Origin of the sequence: Trichocoleus desertorum ATA4-8-CV12 (assembly GCA_019358975.1) — a bacterium.
Taxonomy (GTDB): domain Bacteria; phylum Cyanobacteriota; class Cyanobacteriia; order FACHB-46; family FACHB-46; genus Trichocoleus; species Trichocoleus desertorum_A.
Genome location: JAHHIL010000004.1, coordinates 117,046 through 135,930 on the forward strand (window position 1 = coordinate 117,046; position 18,885 = coordinate 135,930).

The following is an 18,885-nucleotide window of genomic DNA, read 5'->3' on the forward strand; positions in this document are numbered from 1 at the left end:
AAGGAGTAGCCATGAAAAAACTCTCGAAAACCTGGTGGGGCAATCGGTTTATTCAAGCCTTAGAAATGTTTAGTGATCCGGGGCGTTTGAGTCGGGGCCGTTCCTACGCCAACAGCAACCGTATCCGTCAACTAGACATCATTGACTCCGTGATTCGGGCAGAAGTTCGAGGCAACGTCAATCCTTACTTTGGGGTTTACAAGGAGCCAATCTATCAAATTGAGATTGCCATTCATCCGATTAGTCAGGCGCAATGGGCGGCAGCGATCGCTTACATTGCTTCCAAAGCTAGTTTTATCTCGAAACTGCTGCTGAATGAGATGCCAGACAACATTGAGGATGCCTTTCAGACCTTGGGCTTGCATCTACTACCGAAAGCAAAATTAGATTTTGAAACTCGCTGCTCCTGCCCAGATTGGGGCAATCCTTGTAAACATGTGGCTGGAGTTTACTATCGCGTCGCTGGAGAACTCGATCGCGATCCCTTTCTCCTGTTTGAGTTACGGGGGCTACCCAGGAAACAACTACATGCAGAGCTAGCCAAATCACCCCTAGGCCAAGCCCTGATCGCAGAACTCAATGCCGAAGCCAGCACTCCCGCACCCGTCACTTCCTATTACACCCGCCCTCAGCTTACGGCACTTCCTGAGGAGATCAATCCCAAAACCTTTTGGCAGGGAAACAAACCATTCCCTAAAAATATTGAAGTGCTACCACCCAGTGCCGTTTCTGGAATTTTGGTCAAGAAACAAGGAGATTCTCCCGCCTTTTGGCAAAAGGATAACTCATTTATTGCCGCGATCGATGAGTTATATGAGCGCGTGAAGACAAAAAATCGTGACTTGCTATAATCGCGATCGCGGAGCCTGTCCTAGCCCTTAGTGCTCCTGTCGCCTTTAGCTTGCCTCAACCCCATCAGCCCCAGTAGGTTTATGAAAGCAATCCCCCACCTCTCCCTACTATCTGATTCCACAGCCGCTCAGACAGAGTTTGCTTACCAACTCTTTGATGCGCTTTTTAGGGTTGGTGTGGCCTATATTCCTGCATCCCCCGCTATTCAGGATGATTTGTTCAATAGCTTGCGAGATTTTTTTGCCCTCAGCGATTTACAAAAGCGATCGCTGGCTCAACAGTTATCCTCTCCCTGGCAAGGTGTGTTTCTCTCTCTAGGGCAGGAGCACCTGGGAGATGAACAGGAGGATTATAAAGAAGTCTTAGACCTCAATCTGGAAAATGGTACTTATGCTCAATGGCTTCGGCGTTGCAGAAAGCAGCCATCTGAGGATTCAAGCACTCTTGAAGAGATTCTTCCAGAGGAACTTGCTAGGCTAACAGTCCAACTTTGTGAAATCTTTCATGCCTTTCAAGAACAGGCTAATCGGGTTTTAGCTGCGATCGAGTTGGTATATCAACAGCCTACAGGTAGCCTGGTTAACCAACATGGCCAGAACAGCACCCTACGACTTCTGCATTATCCTCCTGCCCCTCACTTCACCCTCGACTCGATTCGACTAGGAGCCCACCAAGATTATTCGGGCATTACTCTCCTTTGGCAAGACTCCACAGGAGGTTTAGAAGTTCTCACTCCCAATTATGAATGGGTTGCGGTAGATATCCCTCCAGATTGTATTGGGGTGCTTGCCAGTGAGGTGATGCAACGCTGGAGCGGAGATACCCTCCATGCAGCTCCTCATCGAGTACGGGTCACTGAGGCTCAGCAACTCCAGAAAACCCGATACTCGATCGCTTTCTTTTGTGAAACCAATCATGATTGTGTGGTTTATCCAGGCTCACTGCTGAACGAACCGAATTTAGCAGATGCCCCAATCGTGATCCAAGAATTTCTCAGCCAGAAGTACGACCAGATCTTCAAAAAACCCTAATTGATCACCCCCACTTCTGATTCTGCCTCAAACCAGGAGCGATCGAAGTGGCATCCTAAATGCTGTTGAATCCGCAGGAGATCTTGTTCAGCATTTCCTAGGCAAGTAGTAGCTCCGGGGGAAGGTGTGATATTAAAACGGATACCCTCTCCTGGATCAATCTCTGCTTGCCCTAAAATCAGCTTTCGCTGAGTGCGATCGATCAGTTGAGGCCGAATCCCCCCGATCCCGTGGGCGAATTCTAGGTCTTCTAACTGTAATGAGGGCACGATTTTACGAGCATCTTGCAAGAACAAGCGCCGATTCACTACGGGCACCTCAAAAGCTATGTTTTTGAAGATGTAGTTACGGATATCTTTCACCTTCAACAGATCACCTAGAACACTAGCCACAGTTCCGTCGAGCCGCAACACCTCTAGATAATCTACCAAGGTTTTGAGGTTGTTTCGCTCTAGCAAGGGCAGTGGTAGTGCCGTTGGGCCAAAGCGCGTCTTACCAGGCATGGTGATATCCGGATCACCATGAATTGCCGCGAAGGGGAGCTTATCATTTTGGACAGTGTAAACCTTGCCGTTCAGCACCTCTGGTGTGAAGTAGAAGTTTCCTGCGACTGGCAAACAGGAATATTCCAAGCCGATGCCCATGCGGTGGGCAAATAGGAGGCTGTGACCCCCTGCCGAGACCACTACAAAGCGAGCAGTTACTGTGCCCTCAGCAGTGGTGACTTGGTAATTAGATCCAACCTGCTCAATGCTTTGAACGGGGTGGCCCAACTTCAGATCAACGGTTTTATCCGTTACAGCTTGAGCTTGCTCCACAAAAGACTGAGCCAAAGCTCCATAGTTGATCGCGGTGTATTCTCCCAGAATGGCGATCGCAACTAACTCTTCCGGGCGATCGCTGCCATTCACCTGCACGACCCTAGGCTCAATTTCCGCAATTCGGGATTTTTCTAGCAGTTCCATGCCGCTGAAATGGGGCTTAAACACCTCATAGCGCTGCCGCAAGAATTCACACTCTTGGGAGCCAACCCCTAAGACCATCTTAGGAAACTGATAGATAATTTGGTCCCGCAGTGCAGGCGGCAACTGAGAACCATAGCGAACCAGCATCTGAGCCGATCGCCGTACCTTTATCGCTTTTTCTAGCGTGTAGTTCGTCTCAATGTCGCCGCAATGGATTGTCTGACTATTATTTGTGGCTTTTGAGTTGACTGAGGCAACGCTAGGATACTTTTCCAGAAGTGCCACCTTCTTCAAATCTGTAAAAGTTGCCAAAGAGTAGAGCAGGGCTGCTCCCGCTACCCCACCCCCAATTACCACAACATCGTATTCCTGATTGACCATCCCAGAGCCTGCTGAATCCCTAAACTTCTTCAGCGTATCGTATTCAGGAGCAATTCAGGCCCGTAAAATTTCATGAATGCCAAGTGTTTTCTGCTGAAAAGGACAAGTACTTTGGCTATTAAGAGAAATACTCCTTAAGTCTAATGATCAACTGACGCGCTGTGAATTGAATGAGATACAGTACAGGGTTTACGAGCTTTGAGAGGAGATCAGAGAGGCTAGGGAACAGTTGGCAGGGCGGCAATATAAATATTGAGGAGCGAAAAGTGGAAAATTCGGGATTCTGGAAATCTGTATTTCTCACGAAGTCTGTTATTACTAGCGCTGAGGGTGCAGCATTATTTGTGGGTGACGCTTGGTTGCGGGCATATCTTCACACCGCTCCCTTGGTCAATGTTGAATATTCCCAACTGTTTTTTGGGCTAGTGTTCTTTATCGGCGTTGCCTACTGGTGGGTTGGTAGTGATCTTGACAGTAATCACGGAATTGTTAGGTTTGGCATTGGTGCTCAATCACTCGTTTTCTTTCTTCTGGCTTACTACACGGCGATCGGTAATATTCACCCAATTTATCTACTCCCAGGAATTATTGATTTGATCTACGCAGTTCTCTATAGCGCTTTTCTATATTTCTACAATCAAGCCAAACCAGCGTTTGAGTAAAAGGTAGCCTGAAGTAGCGTTTTCCTAGATAAGCTCTATTCCTTTAAGCTTCTGTCAACGTTTTGAGATATAGCCAAAGTTAGAGGTAATTTCTGTGGGTAGCAGTAAGTTAGGGAATAAGTGAAGCTCAGAGATAGCTCAAGGATATTTGATATGGAAACTACAAAAAAGAATTTTGCTCCAGGCTCTAGTGAAGATCTTTCAACTGTGATCGATCATGGTCAGGACGGCCTGAATCCTAATAAAAGCCTTCCAGTGAAATTAACCTTTTGGCTTTCAATGGGAGCCTCAGCAGTCGTCCTCTTTGCTACCCTTTATTACTATGGGATTTTCTCCTAAGTAATTACAGCAGCACTATTAGTCATTGTGGCAGTGTCTTTGATAGGTCAGAAATTTTCAAAGACACTGCCTACTGGTATGTAGTCTTGCGTACCTTATACGCACAGACGTGCGCAGCCAAACAGTCATGCTAAAACAAAGTGTATTCTAGGTTACTTTCGGCCTTAGCACGAGGTTGCTCACTAGGTAGAGCAGATCAAGACGCATACCCCTCATTGGTTAGAGGGAAGCCGTGATCCCAGTTTTTAGGATGAGTGATGAGGAGCTGAGCGCACCCGACCACTCATTGAGGTAACCGGGCAGCGATCGCAAGTAACTAGCACGGAATATTTCTCAATGGATTTCAATTATTCAAGCTTACTGTCTCTAATTGTAGGGGCTATTGCTGTATGGATCTGTGGCTTGCCGCTCGATCGCTGGTGGCGAGAACGCAGTTACGATCTTACTGGCAAAACTATTCTGATGACCGGGGGTTCGCGAGGTCTGGGTCTGGTCATGGCTCGGCAGTTGATTCAGCAGGGAGCCCGTTTAGCCATCTGTGCGCGAGATGAAGCAGAGCTAGAGCGGGCGCGGCATGAATTAGTTGAGCAACGAGGTGGAGAAGTTTTGGCATTGCCGTGTGATGTCACTGACCAAGCGCAAGTAGAGCAGTTGGTGCAGCAGGTGCGCGATCGCTTTGGGGCGATCGATATCTTGATTAACAATGCAGGCACTGACATCGTGGGGCCGATGGATACCCTGACCCTACAGGATTACGATGATGCGATGAAGCTGCATTTTTGGGCACCTCTCTACACCACTTATGCAGTGCTGCCAGAAATGCGCCAGCGACGGGAAGGCCGTATCGTCAATGTCTCCTCCATTGGCGGTAAGGTCGTGTCTCCGCATATGGTGGCCTACTGTGCCAGCAAATTTGCTTTAACGGGCTTGTCTGAAGCCATGCGAACCGAGTTGGATCAAGAGGGAATCACAGTCACAACCGTATGCCCCGGTTTTATCCGGACTGGCGTGGTCGATCATGTGATTGTGAAAGGGCAAAATCGCAAAGAGTTTGCTTGGTTCAGCATTGGCGATTCTCTTCCCTTTATTTCAACCAGTGCCGAAAATGTAGCTCGACAAACCATTGCTGCTCTGCGTCGGGGTGATGCAGAGATAGTTATATCGTTTCCTGCTTGGCTGACTGTCCGCTTATACGGTCTGTTTCCAGGCTTGACAACTAATCTACTCAGTTTGGCAAATCGTTTACTGCCTAAAACCGGAGGAATTGGCCCAGAGCGGGCGTTGGGAAGAGATAGCCACTCCTTGTGGTCTCCTTCCTGGTTAACTTTCCTCAGTAACAGAGCAGCACGACGGAACAATGAGATTCCAGTCGCAGAGCCAGGAACACAAATAGGAAGCGATTCTCCTTCGGAAAGGCTGCGCCAACGCTCCCTCAACCCAGTTGAGATAGGCACTGATCCCTTAAATGCGCCGATTGAGTTTAGTGGTGAACGATCCAATCAGCAGACGGTCGAGCGAGAGCGATCGCCTGAAATAGCGCAAACAGATCCAGAGGCAACTCAGTCTACACAAATTGCTGAGATTACCCCTGAAATTCAAGCCTGTTTTGAAGATATTCAAGACACCTTGGGGATTCCTTGGGTACCTGCTAGCTGGCGTGATCATGCCGCTTATCCAGCTGTAATGCAGTTGTTTTGGCAGCGTCTCAAGCCTGCGATGCAAACAGAAGCCTTTTTGCAGGATGCGATCGCCATTACCGAGCATATCTATCGCGACATCATTGATTGGTATCAACCTGGTTATCAAGTTGATGTCAACGAAGCGGAGCGGCATCGGATTCAGCGAGAACTCAACGCCTTTATCTTTGGTAATTCTCAACTGCTAATCCAGCAAATTGCTCTGAGCCGAGCTTTGGGAGGAGAGATTGTTGGGCAGGATGGTAATACAGATCCGCGTCATGGGCCTAATGCTTATCGTCATACCAAAATCCAAATGACGGATGGGCAAACTGTGCCAGAAATCTCCGAGGAGATGCAGCAAGTTTATCAGGATATCAAGCAAATCCTAGGGATCGCGATCGTCAGTCCTGATTATCAAGCCTTAGCTCGCTGGTCTACCTTCTTTTTGCCAGCGTGGAAAGACCTCAAGAGCTGGCGAGATCGGCCAGAGTATCAGTTCTTAATTCAAGAGGTGGTGCGAAGAAGTGAGGAGGCGGCAAATCATCTCAGCTCTACAGTATTGGTGGGTGAGCGGGAAGTTCGCGATCTGCTGGATAACCCGGATGATTTTGACCAGATTCAGCAAAGAGTACAGATGTTCAAGGGTGTATTGCCAGAACTAATTGTCCAAGATGCTCTGTTTCACATGGCTCTCTCTGGGGCTCAATCGGTGGCTACGCCTTAGACTAGTCAGCGCGGTTAACAAAACTGCCAAAGTTGCTAAAGCTGCCAAAGCAAATATTTTAACAATCAGCTTAAGGAGATAGAAGCATGACTGATAATCATGATAAAAGAAATGAGGGAAAACAAAATCAGCCTGCTCAAGCAAGCGATCGCCCTGAAGAGGTAGAAACCTATGATGTATTAAAGCTAGTCCGCACAGGTGGCTTTGATGGTGATCCGCAGGAGATTTTAGGTAATCCAGCCGTTGCCCCCGAAATGATTCAAGAAGGCAGAGATCTTAGACCCGATTTGTTTAGAGAGGCGGACGAAGCTAGCCCTGATCAAGGAGCTTAAGGCGATCGCCAGGATACATTGACATTCACAATTTTGTGTAAAGGAAAAATCATGAATAAGCAATTCAAAGTTCTAGTTTCAGCGTTTGGCTTAGCTCTATTTCTAGCTGCTTGTGGCACTGGTGGCGGCACTGGTGGAGATACAGGTGGTGGTGCAGGTGGCACAGGTGGCACAGGTACCACCGGAACAGAGGGTGGTACGGGTACAGGTACCACCGGAACAGGTGCAACAGGGACAGGTGGCACAGGAACCACTGATACTGGAACTACCGGGACAGGTGGCACAGGTGGCACAGATACAACAACTACAACAACCTCTCCTAGCCCATCTCCTAGCCCATCTCCTACCACTTCTCCATAAAAATTTAGCGTTGACTGAAAGCCCAACGCATAAGCCTCTTCTCATGATTGGGAAGAGGCTTTTTGGTTTTATTTTTTGGTTTTACTGAGAACTAGCCATTTATGGCTTTGATTCTTCCTCAACGTTGGCTTGGCCAGGGGATTCCGGATCTGATGTCATGGCAGGAGCAGCCTGATGAGCATTTGGATCGTTAGCATCTGTATCTGAATCAGCCTGAACACTATTAGAACCGGGTGATGCTTCTAATTCCGCTTGGGGCAGTTGTTCAACTCCAAGAGATTCATCCTTTTGTTCGTCTAGCATGGTTTAACTCTGGATCACTTCGTCAGTTTGGTCATATATTTCTTGCATGTGCTCGTAATAAGGACGCAACGCTGGATAAAGCACCTGCTCCTCAGCCAAACCGTGAATACTAACGTCTTTGTAGAGCTGTCCAAAATACTCCTGAACTTTCTCAGGATCATCGCTTTCTAAAAGTTCGCTGAATAAAACATCCGATTTCGTATGATCAGCCAGCAGCAAGTCACGAATACTCATCTCTTCATTAACTCGCGTCATCACACTCCCTACAACGCCAGTTAAAGCAGCGGCAGCATCCTGAACCCGCGCTTTCAGCCCCTGAGCTGGATCTTCTCCTGTAAGTTCGCGTATGCCTAAAACTTCTAAAATGCCTTTGAGCTGTTCTTGGTGGGCACGATTTTCAAAATTAATTGTATTAAGAGGGGTAATAGCCATTTCAATATCAGCACCCACCACTTGAGCCGCTTTATGAATTAGCAATCCTCTCATTGTCTGCCGATGCTTGAGCAGTTCCTGCGGAAATACTTGCTCAAACAATGTGAATTCTGCACTTGCCATGTAGTTCCGAACTTCTTCTATCATTGCCCGAATTTTTTTTGTGGCTCGCTCTTAACTCCATACTGAACAATTACAGTTTCAATAATACCCATATTTTTCTGGTCATCTTGGAGCATATTCTGTAATTGTTGATGAATTTGCTCATCAACTACAGTACTCAACAAGACGTGTTCGTTGGCAATCAGCAAATTTTGTAGAGCTTGCATATCTGCCAATTGAGATGCGATCGCGATACGCTTTGCGTCATCCAGCATTACTACCATTTTTTATTCTCCTTTACCCAGGTGATGACAACCTAGCAATTGTTGCTTATGCCATGACACTCAATGTATTTAGGTACGTCAGATATGTATCAGATATGTGTTAGATGCAGGCTCTAAAATCATCCATGCTATTTGACTAACAAATCAAGAAATAGCAGTCATTCCAACTTCTAGCTAAAGAGACAAATTATTGTTAAGTTGTTTCGGATTCCTAAACACAGCTTTTAGGTTGTATTTATGGAAACAAGAATTTTTAATAAAGAACTGCTCTGAATCTAGTAGTGTCAGCTAGTTTAAAGGCTTCATAGTTTTTAAACTAATGTATTATCTGAGAATCCAAAAATAACGATTTAATATTTTAATGATATTCAAGAGATGTGACAAAGCTATCTCGGAAATTGTAGTATTTGAGATTACAATTTTGCTTAATAAAAGGCTTAATACAATTTCTACCTTTTGGTGAATTAGCTGAATTCCTTAGAGAGAAGCTATTCCAACAACAAAAGTGTCTAATCTTTATTAGGGCTAGGGAATCAAAGTCGATAAAAAATAGTACTGGGATTCCAAATAGTGTTTTAGAAGAGCTGTTTAGACCACTAATTGCTCTCAGAAGTTTCTATCTAATTTTTGACGGATGCGATCGCAAAACAGTCTATAGAATCGTATCCCTGCTATCAGCAAGTTGGCATGAATATTTTAGGAGATCAAATGCTTTCAAACGCTAAGTCCCTTCCACCACTAGAACTGTGGGGCGGCATTGAATGTACGGTGAATCGAATTCATGACCAGTATTTTGATCAATTAAAGCGTAATGGTCATGAAACTCGCATTAGTGACCTTGATCTGTTTGCCGCATTGGGCATTCAGGCGATCCGTTATCCAGTACTATGGGAAAAAATTGCGCCGAGTGGACTAGAGCAAGCAGATTGGTCTTGGCCAGACCAGCGATTAGCTAGGTTAGATGATTTGGGCATTCGTCCGATTGTGGGTTTAGTGCATCACGGTAGCGGTCCCCGTCACACAAGCTTAATTGACCCTACCTTTCCAGAAAAGCTGGCTGAGTTTGCCCGTGCTGTTGCAACTCGTTATCCCTGGGTTAGCCATTACACACCTGTTAACGAGCCGCTGACCACTGCTCGCTTTAGTGGCCTGTATGGTCATTGGTATCCTCATGGACAAGACGGATATACCTTTGCTCAGGCTTTGATCAATCAATGCCGAGCGATCGCGCTGTCAATGCAAGCCATTCGAGAAATCAATCCCCAGGCGCAACTCGTACAAACAGAGGATTTGGGCAAGACGTACAGTACACCCCTATTGGCCTACCAAGCTGAGTTAGAAAACGAACGTCGGTGGCTCAGCCTGGATTTATTGTGTGGGCGCTTAACTCCGGATCGCCCGATGTGGGATTATCTGCGTTCTTTTGGCGTGGAAGAAACGGCCCTCACCTGGTTTCTGGATCATCCTTGTCCCCCAGACATTATGGGGATTAATCACTATCTCACGAGTGAGCGATTCCTCGATGAACGACTAGAACGATATCCTGTTTCAGCTCATGGTGGTAATGAGCACCATCAGTATGCCGATATAGAAGCGGTTAGGGTTAGGGTCTGTGAAGAACTGGCGGGACATAGAACGTTGCTACGAGAAACCTGGGATCGGTATGGACGAGCGATCGCTGTCACAGAGGTTCATTTAGGTTGCACTCATGAGGAGCAGTTGCGCTGGCTGAAGGAGGTTTGGGACGCGGCTCAACACTTACGCACCGAAGGGATAGATATTCGGGCAATCACGGTATGGTCACTTTTAGGCGCTTATGACTGGAATACCTTAGTGACCCGGATCGATAATTTCTATGAGCCTGGTGTGTTTGACTTGCGAAGTCCTTCGCCTCGGCCTACAGCGCTAGCCTCCATGCTGCGTCACCTAGCAGAAGAACGTGAATATAACCATCCAGTTTTAGAAGTACCCGGTTGGTGGCGGCGGCCAGAGCGATTGTTTTATCCTCCAGCTCCCCCCGCTTCCTTTGCTTCCTCCGTCTCCTCCGCTGGCTCCTCAACTCCTTCCGCGATTCTCATTACTGGTGCCACCGGAACCTTGGGCCAAGCCTTTGCCCGCATGTGTGATATCCGAGGTCTCCCCTATCACCTGTTGACTCGTCAAGAGATGGACATTACCAATCCATCCTCTGTCGATCAGGTACTGACAGAATTGCAGCCTTGGGCGGTCATTAATGCCGCTGGATATGTGCGGGTAGATGATGCAGAGCGGGAGCCTGATCTGTGTCGTCGTATCAATGCTGATGGAGCAGCAATCCTGGCAGAGGCTTGTATTCAGCATGCTACCTCATTTGTCACTTTCTCGTCCGATTTGGTGTTCGATGGCGATCGCGCTAATCCTTATTTAGAAAGTTCTGAAGTCGCACCTTTAAACGTTTACGGGCGCAGCAAAGCGATAGCAGAGCAATGGGTACTACAAAAAAATCCTTGCTCTTTGGTCATCCGCACTAGCGCCTTTTTTAGCGCTTGGGACGAATACAATTTCCTCACGATCGCCCTAAGAACTCTTGCGTCAGGGCAGCGATTTCTAGCCGCATCAGATGGAGTAGTTTCCCCTACCTATGTGCCCGATCTGGTCAACACCACGCTGGATCTGATGATCGATGGGGAGTATGGTGTCTGGCATTTGGCTAACTCAGGCGCGATCGCTTGGGCAGAACTGGCACGGCATGTTGCTGACTTAGCAGGACTAGATTCTCAGCAAATTGAGGCTAGACCGAATAAGGATTTGGGTTTTAAAGCGGTTCGTCCTGCTTACAGTGCCCTCAGTAGTGAGCGAGGCATCTTGTTACCCTCCTTAGAAAATGCGATCGATCGCTACCTTGGCCAGCGGGTTTAATGCGAGTAATGTGGCAATGTTTGCTAGCGTTTACTATTGAAGCTAGGGTCGTTCAATTTCTTGCCGTTTAATTTCTTACCAAAGTTTTGTCGGTTAGATACATCCCCTGTTCCAAGTAGACTTCAATTTGCTGGTCCAAAGCTCAATGAGTATCTTCACACTTCAGTCGGTTCAAAAAGACTTTGGCATCAAAGAAATTCTTAAAGATGCCAGTTTTAGCCTTAACCCCGACGACAAAGTTGGCTTAATTGGCACCAACGGCTCTGGTAAATCAACCCTGCTGAAAATGATTGCAGGGCTAGAACCGATTGATAGTGGGCAAATTTTAGTCAACTCTGGTGTCAAGATTGTCTACCTACCTCAGCAGCCTGACCTAGACGAAAACCACACGGTTCTAGAGCAAGTCTTTGCGGACAGTGGCGAAGGAATGACGCTGGTACGGGAGTATGAGGAACTCTCGGACAAATTGGCGCATGGGCAGGGTGATGCCACTCAACTCATGGCTAGGTTATCCGTCGTTTCTCAGCGCATGGATGCGGTCAATGCCTGGGAATTGGAGACCCAAGCCAAAATTGTTCTCACCAAACTGGGTATTGAAGATTTTGAAGCGAAGATTGGCTCTCTGTCTGGCGGATACCGTAAGCGGATTGCCTTAGCCGCTGCTTTGATGGCTAACCCCGATGTGTTGCTGATGGACGAGCCTACCAACCACCTAGATGCGCTCTCGGTGGAATGGCTGCAAAGCTATCTAAACCGCTTTCGGGGGGCACTCCTACTCATTACTCACGATCGCTACTTTCTCGATCGCGTCACTAACCGCATCATTGAAATCGACCGAGGAGATCTTTATAGTTATTCTGGCAACTATTCCTATTATTTAGAGAAAAAAGCGCTAGCTGAAGAGTCGGTGGTGAGTAGTCAGCGGAAGCACCAAGGAGTTTTGCGACGAGAACTAGAGTGGTTGAAGCGTGGCCCCAAAGCTCGCAGCACCAAGCAAAAAGCTCGGATTCAGCGCATTCAAGATATGCGATCGCAGGAATTCAAGCAAGGCCCAGGCAAAGTGGAAATATCCACCCCAGGCCGTCGCATTGGTAAAAAGGTAATCGATCTCGTCAATATCTTTAAAGCCTACGATGGTCGTACCTTAATCAAAGACTTTACCTACAACTTTAACCCTGAAGACCGCGTGGGCATTATTGGCGGCAATGGGGCGGGCAAGTCTACGCTGATGAACATCATCACTGGGCGGGTGCAGCCTGACGCAGGCACCGTCGAGATCGGTTCTACAATTCACATTGGCTATTTTGACCAACACTCAGAAGAGTTGCTCACCGCTCTCAACGAAGACCAGCGGGTAATCGACTACATCAAGGAAGTGGGAGAGTTTGTTAAAGTCGCCGATGGCACCCAGATTAGCGCCTCCCAAATGCTAGAGCGCTTTTTGTTTCCAGGTAATCAGCAATATGCGCCCATCCACAAACTTTCTGGGGGAGAAAAACGTCGTTTATTTCTACTGCGGATCTTGATGGGTGCGCCCAATGTGTTGATCCTGGATGAACCAACCAATGATTTGGACGTGCAAACACTGGCAGTTTTGGAGGAATATCTAGAGGACTTTAATGGTTGTGTGATTGCTGTTTCTCACGATCGCTATTTCCTCGATCGCGCCATAGACAGAATTTTTGCCCTAGAACCAGACGGAACTCTACGCCAATATCCTGGTAACTACTCAGTCTACTTAGACTTCAAGAAAAAAGAGGAAGAAGAGGAAACCAAGCAAGTTGCGGCTTCGAAAGCAGACCAGTCAGCGACTCCAACGACCCCAGAGCAACCAACTGCCAAATCGTTGAATGGGGATAAGTCACGAAAAATCTCTTATAAAGAAAAACGCGAATTCGAGTTGCTGGAAACCAAAATTCCTGAAATGGAAGCGGAGAAAGAAGCGATCGAAAAGACGCTCTACAACAACCCACCTTCTGGTTTTAGCGAGGTGCAGAGCTTGTCAGAACGCTTGGCAGAACTGACTCAAGCGATCGATGAGGCAACTGAGCGCTGGATGGAATTAGCAGAATTGGTTGCTTAAACTGTAGAAGCGCGATCGCCCTTAACTATGTTTTCGGTAATTGAGAGGCGATCGCTGGCACTATTGAAAAATTACTTCAGGCTCAAGCTCAAACACGTATTCGTAATCAAAACAAAAAGACTTTAAGTGGCGAATGATTGAGAAGCCAAAGTTAGTAACCACATCCGTCGTAAAGGTAGCCATCACCAACTCTATGAGTTTTTTCTCAGACACCTTGGGTTTTTGAATAAAATGGTCGCGCTTGGCAAAGAACACATCTACATCTCTAGGAACAATAATCCCATTGATTTGATGAGCCTTTTGGATTGGCTTGATATAGGTTTTAATAAAAGCTTCTTGATTTCGTTGTAGCCGATATAGTTTTTCGTGCTCCCACCAGCTCATCCGAAACATCATTTTGAGTAATTCAAAACCCAAAATGTAATTAAAGACGTTATTTCTCTCTTCAATGTTAGTTACTAATTTAAGCGCAGATTCTAAATACAAATCTGGTTGCCGATGGGCATCCTGAGCCGAATGGATATAAAACTGCCGAATGTAATTTCTTAATACTAATTCGCTCAGCTCTGTGTGAATCTGAAACTCATTGAGATAGTTCTTGACTCTTTCCTTGTTTTCCCGATCCTGTAAAACTCTACAGACCAAGCCATCAGCGGTATAGTCGTCCAGAAACTCGGCCTGCTTCTCTGGAGGAGTTGCACAGATCAAGTAGCAGAGGGACAACACATAACGACGCTGTTCCCAGGGCAAGCTCTCAGCCCATTTTTGTACTTCTAAAGGCAGCTTATTCAAAATGCTTTCTGCTGTTTGAGGTGCAGCAGTTAATCCTCCTTTATGCTTTTGCTGAGTCATAAGCTGAAGCATGAGTGCGACCAAACTAACTAAAACGGATAAATCATTGTGAAACTGCAAAAACTAAGAGAAAAACTAGAAAATTTTTCGACTTTATAGCGAAAACTTAGGTTACGGTCTGAAGCTGACCTTGATAGAGTTGATGGGTTTAGCTGATAAGAGAGTTAATAAAAACGAATCATTCAAAATTTTATATAGTTACTTATTCACTAACAAATCATGGTCTGTGTTGTATCTGTAAATACTCTGAGCATCAAGTCGCCTTAAGTGAATATGCTGACTTTTGTCAGTAAAAGCTCGGTTGACGATCGCTAGACCCAACTGGATTTGGCATTTCCAGGTTCGAGCCTAGGAAAAGGAGTCCCGCTATTTGCCCCAATTGGCATCGAAGCCTCGTACAATGAATGGCACGTATTCTGTGACTCAGGAGCTTAGCCATGCCAGCGGCAGTTGGCGTTATTCAAACACTAGGGTTTCCAGGGGTGCTAGCAGCAGCCGATGCGATGGTCAAGGCAGCGGCAGTGACCTTGGTGTATTACGGTCTGGCCGAAAGAGGTGAGTTTCTAGTTGCTGTGCGGGGACCAGTCTCAGAAGTGCAACAAGCAGTAAAGGCTGGAATTGCATCGGCAGAGCAAGTATTTGGGGCTCAAGTAGTGAGCCATTACATTATTCCCAATCCTCCGGAGAATGTAGAACAGGTGCTCCCCATTCATTACACCGAGCAAGATGAGCCGTTCCGCATGTTTTAATCAAGGCGGGATGAAGCTCCACCTTTTCATGGCAGTTTTTAGCTCTCTTACTTAACTTTTTAATTCAGGAGATTTGGCAATGCCTCCACAGGCGGGTAGTTCAGCACAAGCTATTGGATCAATTGAGACGAAAGGCTTTCCAGCAGTACTGGCAGCAGCCGATGCCATGGTTAAAGCAGGTCGTGTCACATTAGTCGGTTATATTCGGGCTGGTAGCGCTCGTTTTACCGTTAATGTGCGGGGCGATGTGTCCGAAGTTAAAACTGCTATGGCAGCTGGTATTGAAGCAGTAGAAAGTGTTTATGGTGGTGCTTTGGAAACTTGGGTGATTATTCCTCGCCCTCACGAAAACGTGGAAGCAGTGCTACCCATCGGCTACACCAACGAAGTGCAACAGTACCGCGATGCCGTTAATCGCCCCATTGCGCCCCGGAGCTAAGCTTCCACCAGCTTTACTAATTCGTTATGTTAGTTTGAGCGGCTGCCATCTGAGGAATTTTGCTGTAGGTCTCCAGAGTTTGAGAAACTAGCAGCGATCTCTATGGCTGGCCGCTATTTTATTTATTGCGATCGCTACACCGCATGCCTAAGCCGCCCCAAAAAGCTTCCTCGCAGCACCCCCTGCAACGCCTTTTCCAGTATGGCCATCGTTACCATGCCCAGATCCGTTGGGCGATCGCCTACTCCATCCTGAACAAAATTTTTGATTTAGCCCCCCCTGCTCTGATCGGAGCGGCAGTAGATGTGGTGGTACAAAAACAAAATTCTTGGCTGGCCCAATTCGGTGTGCAAGATGTCTTTGGGCAATTGGTGATTCTGTCGGTGCTCAGTGCTGTGATTTGGGCCTTAGAGTCAGCTTTTGAATATGCCTATGCTCGGCTCTGGCGCAACCTGGCCCAAAACATTCAACATGACTTGCGCCTAGATGCTTACGGACACCTGCAAGACTTGGAACTGGCTTTTTTTGAAGACCGCAGTACTGGCGGCTTAATGTCAATTCTCAGCGACGACATTAACCAACTAGAGCGGTTTTTAGATTTCGGAGCCAACGAGGTGCTCCAAGTTGCCACTACAGTCGTGATCATTGGGGGAGCCTTTTTTATTCTGGCTCCGAGCGTAGCTTGGCTCGCCATGTTGCCTATGCCCTTGATTCTGTGGGGGTCGATCGCCTTTCAGAAGCGGCTAGCCCCCCGCTATGCCGAGGTGCGAGAAAAGGTTGGCTTACTCAACGGTCAACTTTCTAACAACCTCAGCGGCATTACCACGATCAAAAGCTTTACCACTGAGGGCTATGAGCGATCGCGGATTGCGGCAGAAAGTGAAGGCTATCGTCGTAGCAACCATCATGCCATTCAGCTCAGTGCCGCCTTTGTCCCTTTAATCCGCATGATCATCTTGTTTGGCTTTATTGCCATTCTGTTATTGGGTGGCATGGAAGCGGTGGCGGGTAGGCTGTCGGTGGGGAGTTACAGCGTCATGGTGTTTTTGACCCAACGTTTGTTGTGGCCGCTAACTCGCCTGGGTGAAACTCTAGACCAGTACCAGCGGGCAATGGCTTCCACTAACCGGGTGATGAATCTGCTAGACACCCCGATTGAAATTCATTCGGGCCATTTATCGCTGCCCGTGAAGTCAGTGCGCGGCGAAGTGGATTTGCAGCATGTTACGTTTGCCTATCGCGATCGCCAACCCGTTATTGCAGATTTATCGCTACACATTCCTGCCGGAAGAACCATCGCCATTGTCGGTTCTACAGGCTCTGGTAAAAGCACCTTGGTCAAATTGCTGCTGCGATTGTACGAAATTCAGGCTGGAACAATTACCCTCGATGGCATTCCTTTACAGGATTTGCAGTTACAAGACTTGCGCGGCGCGATCGGCCTAGTCAGTCAGGACGTATTTCTCTTCCACGGTACAGTCAGAGAAAATATTGCCTATGGTAGTCCCACATCAAGCTCGGACGAAATTATTGCCGCAGCCAAGGTGGCAGAAGCTCACGACTTCATCATGCAATTGCCTCAAGGTTACGACACGATTGTGGGTGAACGGGGTCAAAAGCTATCTGGAGGGCAGCGACAACGTTTGGCGATCGCCCGTGCTGTCCTCAAAGATCCGCCGATTTTGATTTTGGATGAAGCCACCTCTGCCGTAGACAACGAAACTGAAGCCGCGATCCAAAGATCCCTCGAAAAAATTACTCAAAACCGTACCACCATCGCGATCGCCCACCGCCTATCTACTGTACGGAACGCTGACTGTATCTACGTGATGGAGCAGGGTCGTTTAGTCGAAAAAGGGCGACACGAACAGCTCATCGATCGCTCAGGCATTTATGCCAGCTTGTGGCGCGTTCAGACTGGCCTAAGCCCTAGCGAGCTAAACTAACGTCGTGAAAGACCAAACTTGCACTTTCGTTGAGATAGGTTGAGGTAGGTCTAGGGTGAATTCTTGAGACTGTTAGCTTAAGAACAGTCTTCTCATCGGGAATAGCTAAAATTATATCTAGAGGGGATGACGACCCACCCCTTACGCAAGTTAACCTATCAGAGTTAGTTAGAAAACTAAGCCCTTTATGGAATCAGGTGGCCAATCCGCCAACCCTCCGGATCGACCTAGTCATAGGTTAGCCGATGTTGTTGGCACTGTAATAGCCTTGTTGACCTTAACCTTACCGATTTACGTGATTGCTCATTATTCACCTAGCACCTCAGAGTCCTTGCAACCGAAGCCGACTTATTCACTGCCCAAGGCAAGGAACCAGGAGAACTGATGTAAGTAACGTAAATCACTTTAAGTTGTTTTGGGCAACCCGGATAGCAGTTTTTAGAACCACTTCAAATCATGAGCCCCCGTATTAGCAGTTCGGCATTAACCGTATTCCCCTAAAATGCTAAGTAACTAGTTTGAACTGGTTACTGAGTTGGGTGGAAGTAAAGTGAAGAGTTTTATTGCAAGACTCTTCACTTTACTTGTGCTTATCTAGTTTGGCTAGCTCAGCTAATTTACAGGTGTCTATCGGACATCTAAAACTTCCTTTAGATCGCCTCTGTAGTCTGTTAACTTGGAGAAACACTGTGGACTTATCACGCATTCCTGCACAGCCTAAAGCAGGTTTGATCAACGTCCTAATCGAAATTCCTGCGGGTAGCAAAAACAAATACGAGTACGATAAAGACCTGCAAGCTATGGCGCTCGATCGCGTCCTCTATGCCTCTGTCCAGTACCCATACGACTATGGCTTCGTGCCTAACACGTTGGCAGATGATGGCGATCCCCTCGATGGCATGGTGATCATGGATCAGCCCACTTTTCCAGGGTGTGTCATTGCGGCTCGTCCTATTGGGATGCTAGAGATGATTGATGGCGGCGATCGCGACGAAAAAATTCTTTGCGTTCCTGACAAAGACCCACGTTATGCTCATGTGAAGTCTCTTAAAGACATTGCTCAACACCGCCTAGACGAGATTGCCGAGTTCTTCAGAACTTACAAGAATCTGGAGAAAAAAGTCACCGAAATCTTAGGCTGGAAAGATGTAGATCACGTGATGCCCTTAGTTGAAGAGTGCATTAAAGCAGGTAGTGAGAAAGGCAGAGACTCTGACTCAAGTACTCACTAAGAATTACGGAGGCAGCAATGCCCAAAATTTCTAACCTGAGCTGACCTCTTCTCCGTCCCCTCTCCTGTAGGCTACGGTGTATACACAAGTTAAATAGAACGATCGAGCTGTGTATAAACGGTAGCTCCTCCAGGAGAGGAGTGCCGCCGTTGGGGTGAGGTTTGGATATTAGATAGGCAATCAAAGCAAGTGAACTACCGCTCCTAGTATTTACCTAGAGCACCCTAAAATCTTCCCGAC

Annotated in this window: 18 protein-coding genes; 13 read left to right on the plus strand and 5 right to left on the minus strand. The window is 47.2% G+C overall.

The genetic code is table 11. The features are described 5' to 3' along the window. Positions 1–11 precede the first annotated feature (11 nt). Together KME12_06230 and KME12_06235 are read left to right on the plus strand one after the other, a co-directional pair. Entirely contained in the window at positions 12–851 is an 840-nt protein-coding gene (locus KME12_06230; protein MBW4487370.1) for an SWIM zinc finger family protein, read from the plus strand. 81 nt (positions 852–932) lie between these two features. After that, a complete protein-coding gene (locus KME12_06235; protein MBW4487371.1) occupies positions 933–1,883 on the plus strand; it encodes a hypothetical protein in 951 nt (316 codons plus the stop codon). Here KME12_06235 and KME12_06240 read toward each other — a convergent pair. Continuing rightward, positions 1,880–3,229 (minus strand): FAD-dependent oxidoreductase, encoded by a 1,350-nt coding sequence (locus tag KME12_06240; protein MBW4487372.1) that lies wholly within the window; start codon positions 3,227–3,229, stop codon positions 1,880–1,882. The two genes, KME12_06235 and KME12_06240, sit on opposite strands and share 4 nt — an antisense overlap. 266 nt (positions 3,230–3,495) lie before the next feature. On the opposite strand from KME12_06240, the gene KME12_06245 reads away from it, so the two are divergent. From KME12_06245 to KME12_06265, 5 genes are all read left to right on the plus strand, one after another. After that, positions 3,496–3,891 (plus strand): hypothetical protein, encoded by a 396-nt coding sequence (locus KME12_06245; GenBank protein ID MBW4487373.1) that lies wholly within the window; start codon positions 3,496–3,498, stop codon positions 3,889–3,891. 153 nt (positions 3,892–4,044) lie between these two features. Next, positions 4,045–4,230 (plus strand): hypothetical protein, encoded by a 186-nt coding sequence (locus tag KME12_06250; GenBank protein MBW4487374.1) that lies wholly within the window; start codon positions 4,045–4,047, stop codon positions 4,228–4,230. Between the two features lie 336 nt (positions 4,231–4,566). Continuing rightward, positions 4,567–6,633, plus strand: coding sequence for an SDR family NAD(P)-dependent oxidoreductase (locus tag KME12_06255; GenBank protein ID MBW4487375.1), 2,067 nt, complete (start codon positions 4,567–4,569; stop codon positions 6,631–6,633). Positions 6,634–6,719: 86 nt separating this feature from the next. Beyond that, complete coding sequence (locus KME12_06260) at positions 6,720–6,965, plus strand: hypothetical protein (GenBank protein ID MBW4487376.1); 246 nt, start codon at positions 6,720–6,722, stop codon at positions 6,963–6,965. A 51-nt stretch (positions 6,966–7,016) separates the two neighbouring features. Next, positions 7,017–7,325: a hypothetical protein gene (locus tag KME12_06265; protein ID MBW4487377.1), complete on the plus strand. Its 309-nt coding sequence runs from the start codon at positions 7,017–7,019 to the stop codon at positions 7,323–7,325. A 99-nt stretch (positions 7,326–7,424) separates the two neighbouring features. Here KME12_06265 and KME12_06270 read toward each other — a convergent pair whose 3' ends face one another. Genes KME12_06270 through KME12_06280 form a run of 3 tightly spaced genes read right to left on the minus strand, consistent with a single transcriptional unit; the run spans position 7,425 to position 8,446 of the window. Further along, complete coding sequence (locus tag KME12_06270) at positions 7,425–7,628, minus strand: hypothetical protein (GenBank protein ID MBW4487378.1); 204 nt, start codon at positions 7,626–7,628, stop codon at positions 7,425–7,427. A gap of 3 nt (positions 7,629–7,631) precedes the next feature. Beyond that, entirely contained in the window at positions 7,632–8,207 is a 576-nt protein-coding gene (locus KME12_06275) for a hypothetical protein (protein ID MBW4487379.1), read from the minus strand. Continuing rightward, the gene (locus KME12_06280; GenBank protein MBW4487380.1) at positions 8,204–8,446 is read right to left on the minus strand and encodes a hypothetical protein; all 243 of its coding nucleotides are present in this window, start codon (positions 8,444–8,446) and stop codon (positions 8,204–8,206) included. The genes KME12_06275 and KME12_06280 overlap by 4 nt, the downstream gene beginning before the upstream one ends. A gap of 687 nt (positions 8,447–9,133) precedes the next feature. Here KME12_06280 and KME12_06285 point away from each other — a divergent pair. Both KME12_06285 and KME12_06290 read left to right on the plus strand, forming a co-directional pair. Continuing rightward, on the plus strand, positions 9,134–11,344 hold the full coding sequence (locus KME12_06285; GenBank protein ID MBW4487381.1) for a sugar nucleotide-binding protein: 2,211 nt from the start codon (positions 9,134–9,136) through the stop codon (positions 11,342–11,344). A gap of 145 nt (positions 11,345–11,489) precedes the next feature. After that, the gene (locus tag KME12_06290) at positions 11,490–13,427 is read left to right on the plus strand and encodes an ABC-F family ATP-binding cassette domain-containing protein (GenBank protein MBW4487382.1); all 1,938 of its coding nucleotides are present in this window, start codon (positions 11,490–11,492) and stop codon (positions 13,425–13,427) included. 60 nt (positions 13,428–13,487) lie between these two features. On the opposite strand, the gene KME12_06295 is transcribed toward KME12_06290, so the two are convergent. Next, positions 13,488–14,279, minus strand: a complete 792-nt coding sequence (locus KME12_06295; protein MBW4487383.1) for a cobyrinic acid a,c-diamide synthase — start codon at positions 14,277–14,279, stop codon at positions 13,488–13,490. Positions 14,280–14,716: 437 nt separating this feature from the next. Between KME12_06295 and KME12_06300 the strand changes: the two genes are divergently transcribed. From KME12_06300 to KME12_06315, 4 genes are all read left to right on the plus strand, one after another. Next, positions 14,717–15,028, plus strand: a complete 312-nt coding sequence (locus KME12_06300; protein ID MBW4487384.1) for a BMC domain-containing protein — start codon at positions 14,717–14,719, stop codon at positions 15,026–15,028. Positions 15,029–15,107: 79 nt separating this feature from the next. Next, entirely contained in the window at positions 15,108–15,467 is a 360-nt protein-coding gene (locus KME12_06305; GenBank protein MBW4487385.1) for a carbon dioxide-concentrating mechanism protein CcmK, read from the plus strand. A gap of 143 nt (positions 15,468–15,610) precedes the next feature. Beyond that, positions 15,611–17,413 (plus strand): ABC transporter ATP-binding protein/permease, encoded by a 1,803-nt coding sequence (locus KME12_06310; protein MBW4487386.1) that lies wholly within the window; start codon positions 15,611–15,613, stop codon positions 17,411–17,413. Positions 17,414–18,102: 689 nt separating this feature from the next. After that, positions 18,103–18,645, plus strand: coding sequence for an inorganic diphosphatase (locus KME12_06315; GenBank protein MBW4487387.1), 543 nt, complete (start codon positions 18,103–18,105; stop codon positions 18,643–18,645). The last annotated feature ends 240 nt before the right edge of the window (positions 18,646–18,885 follow it).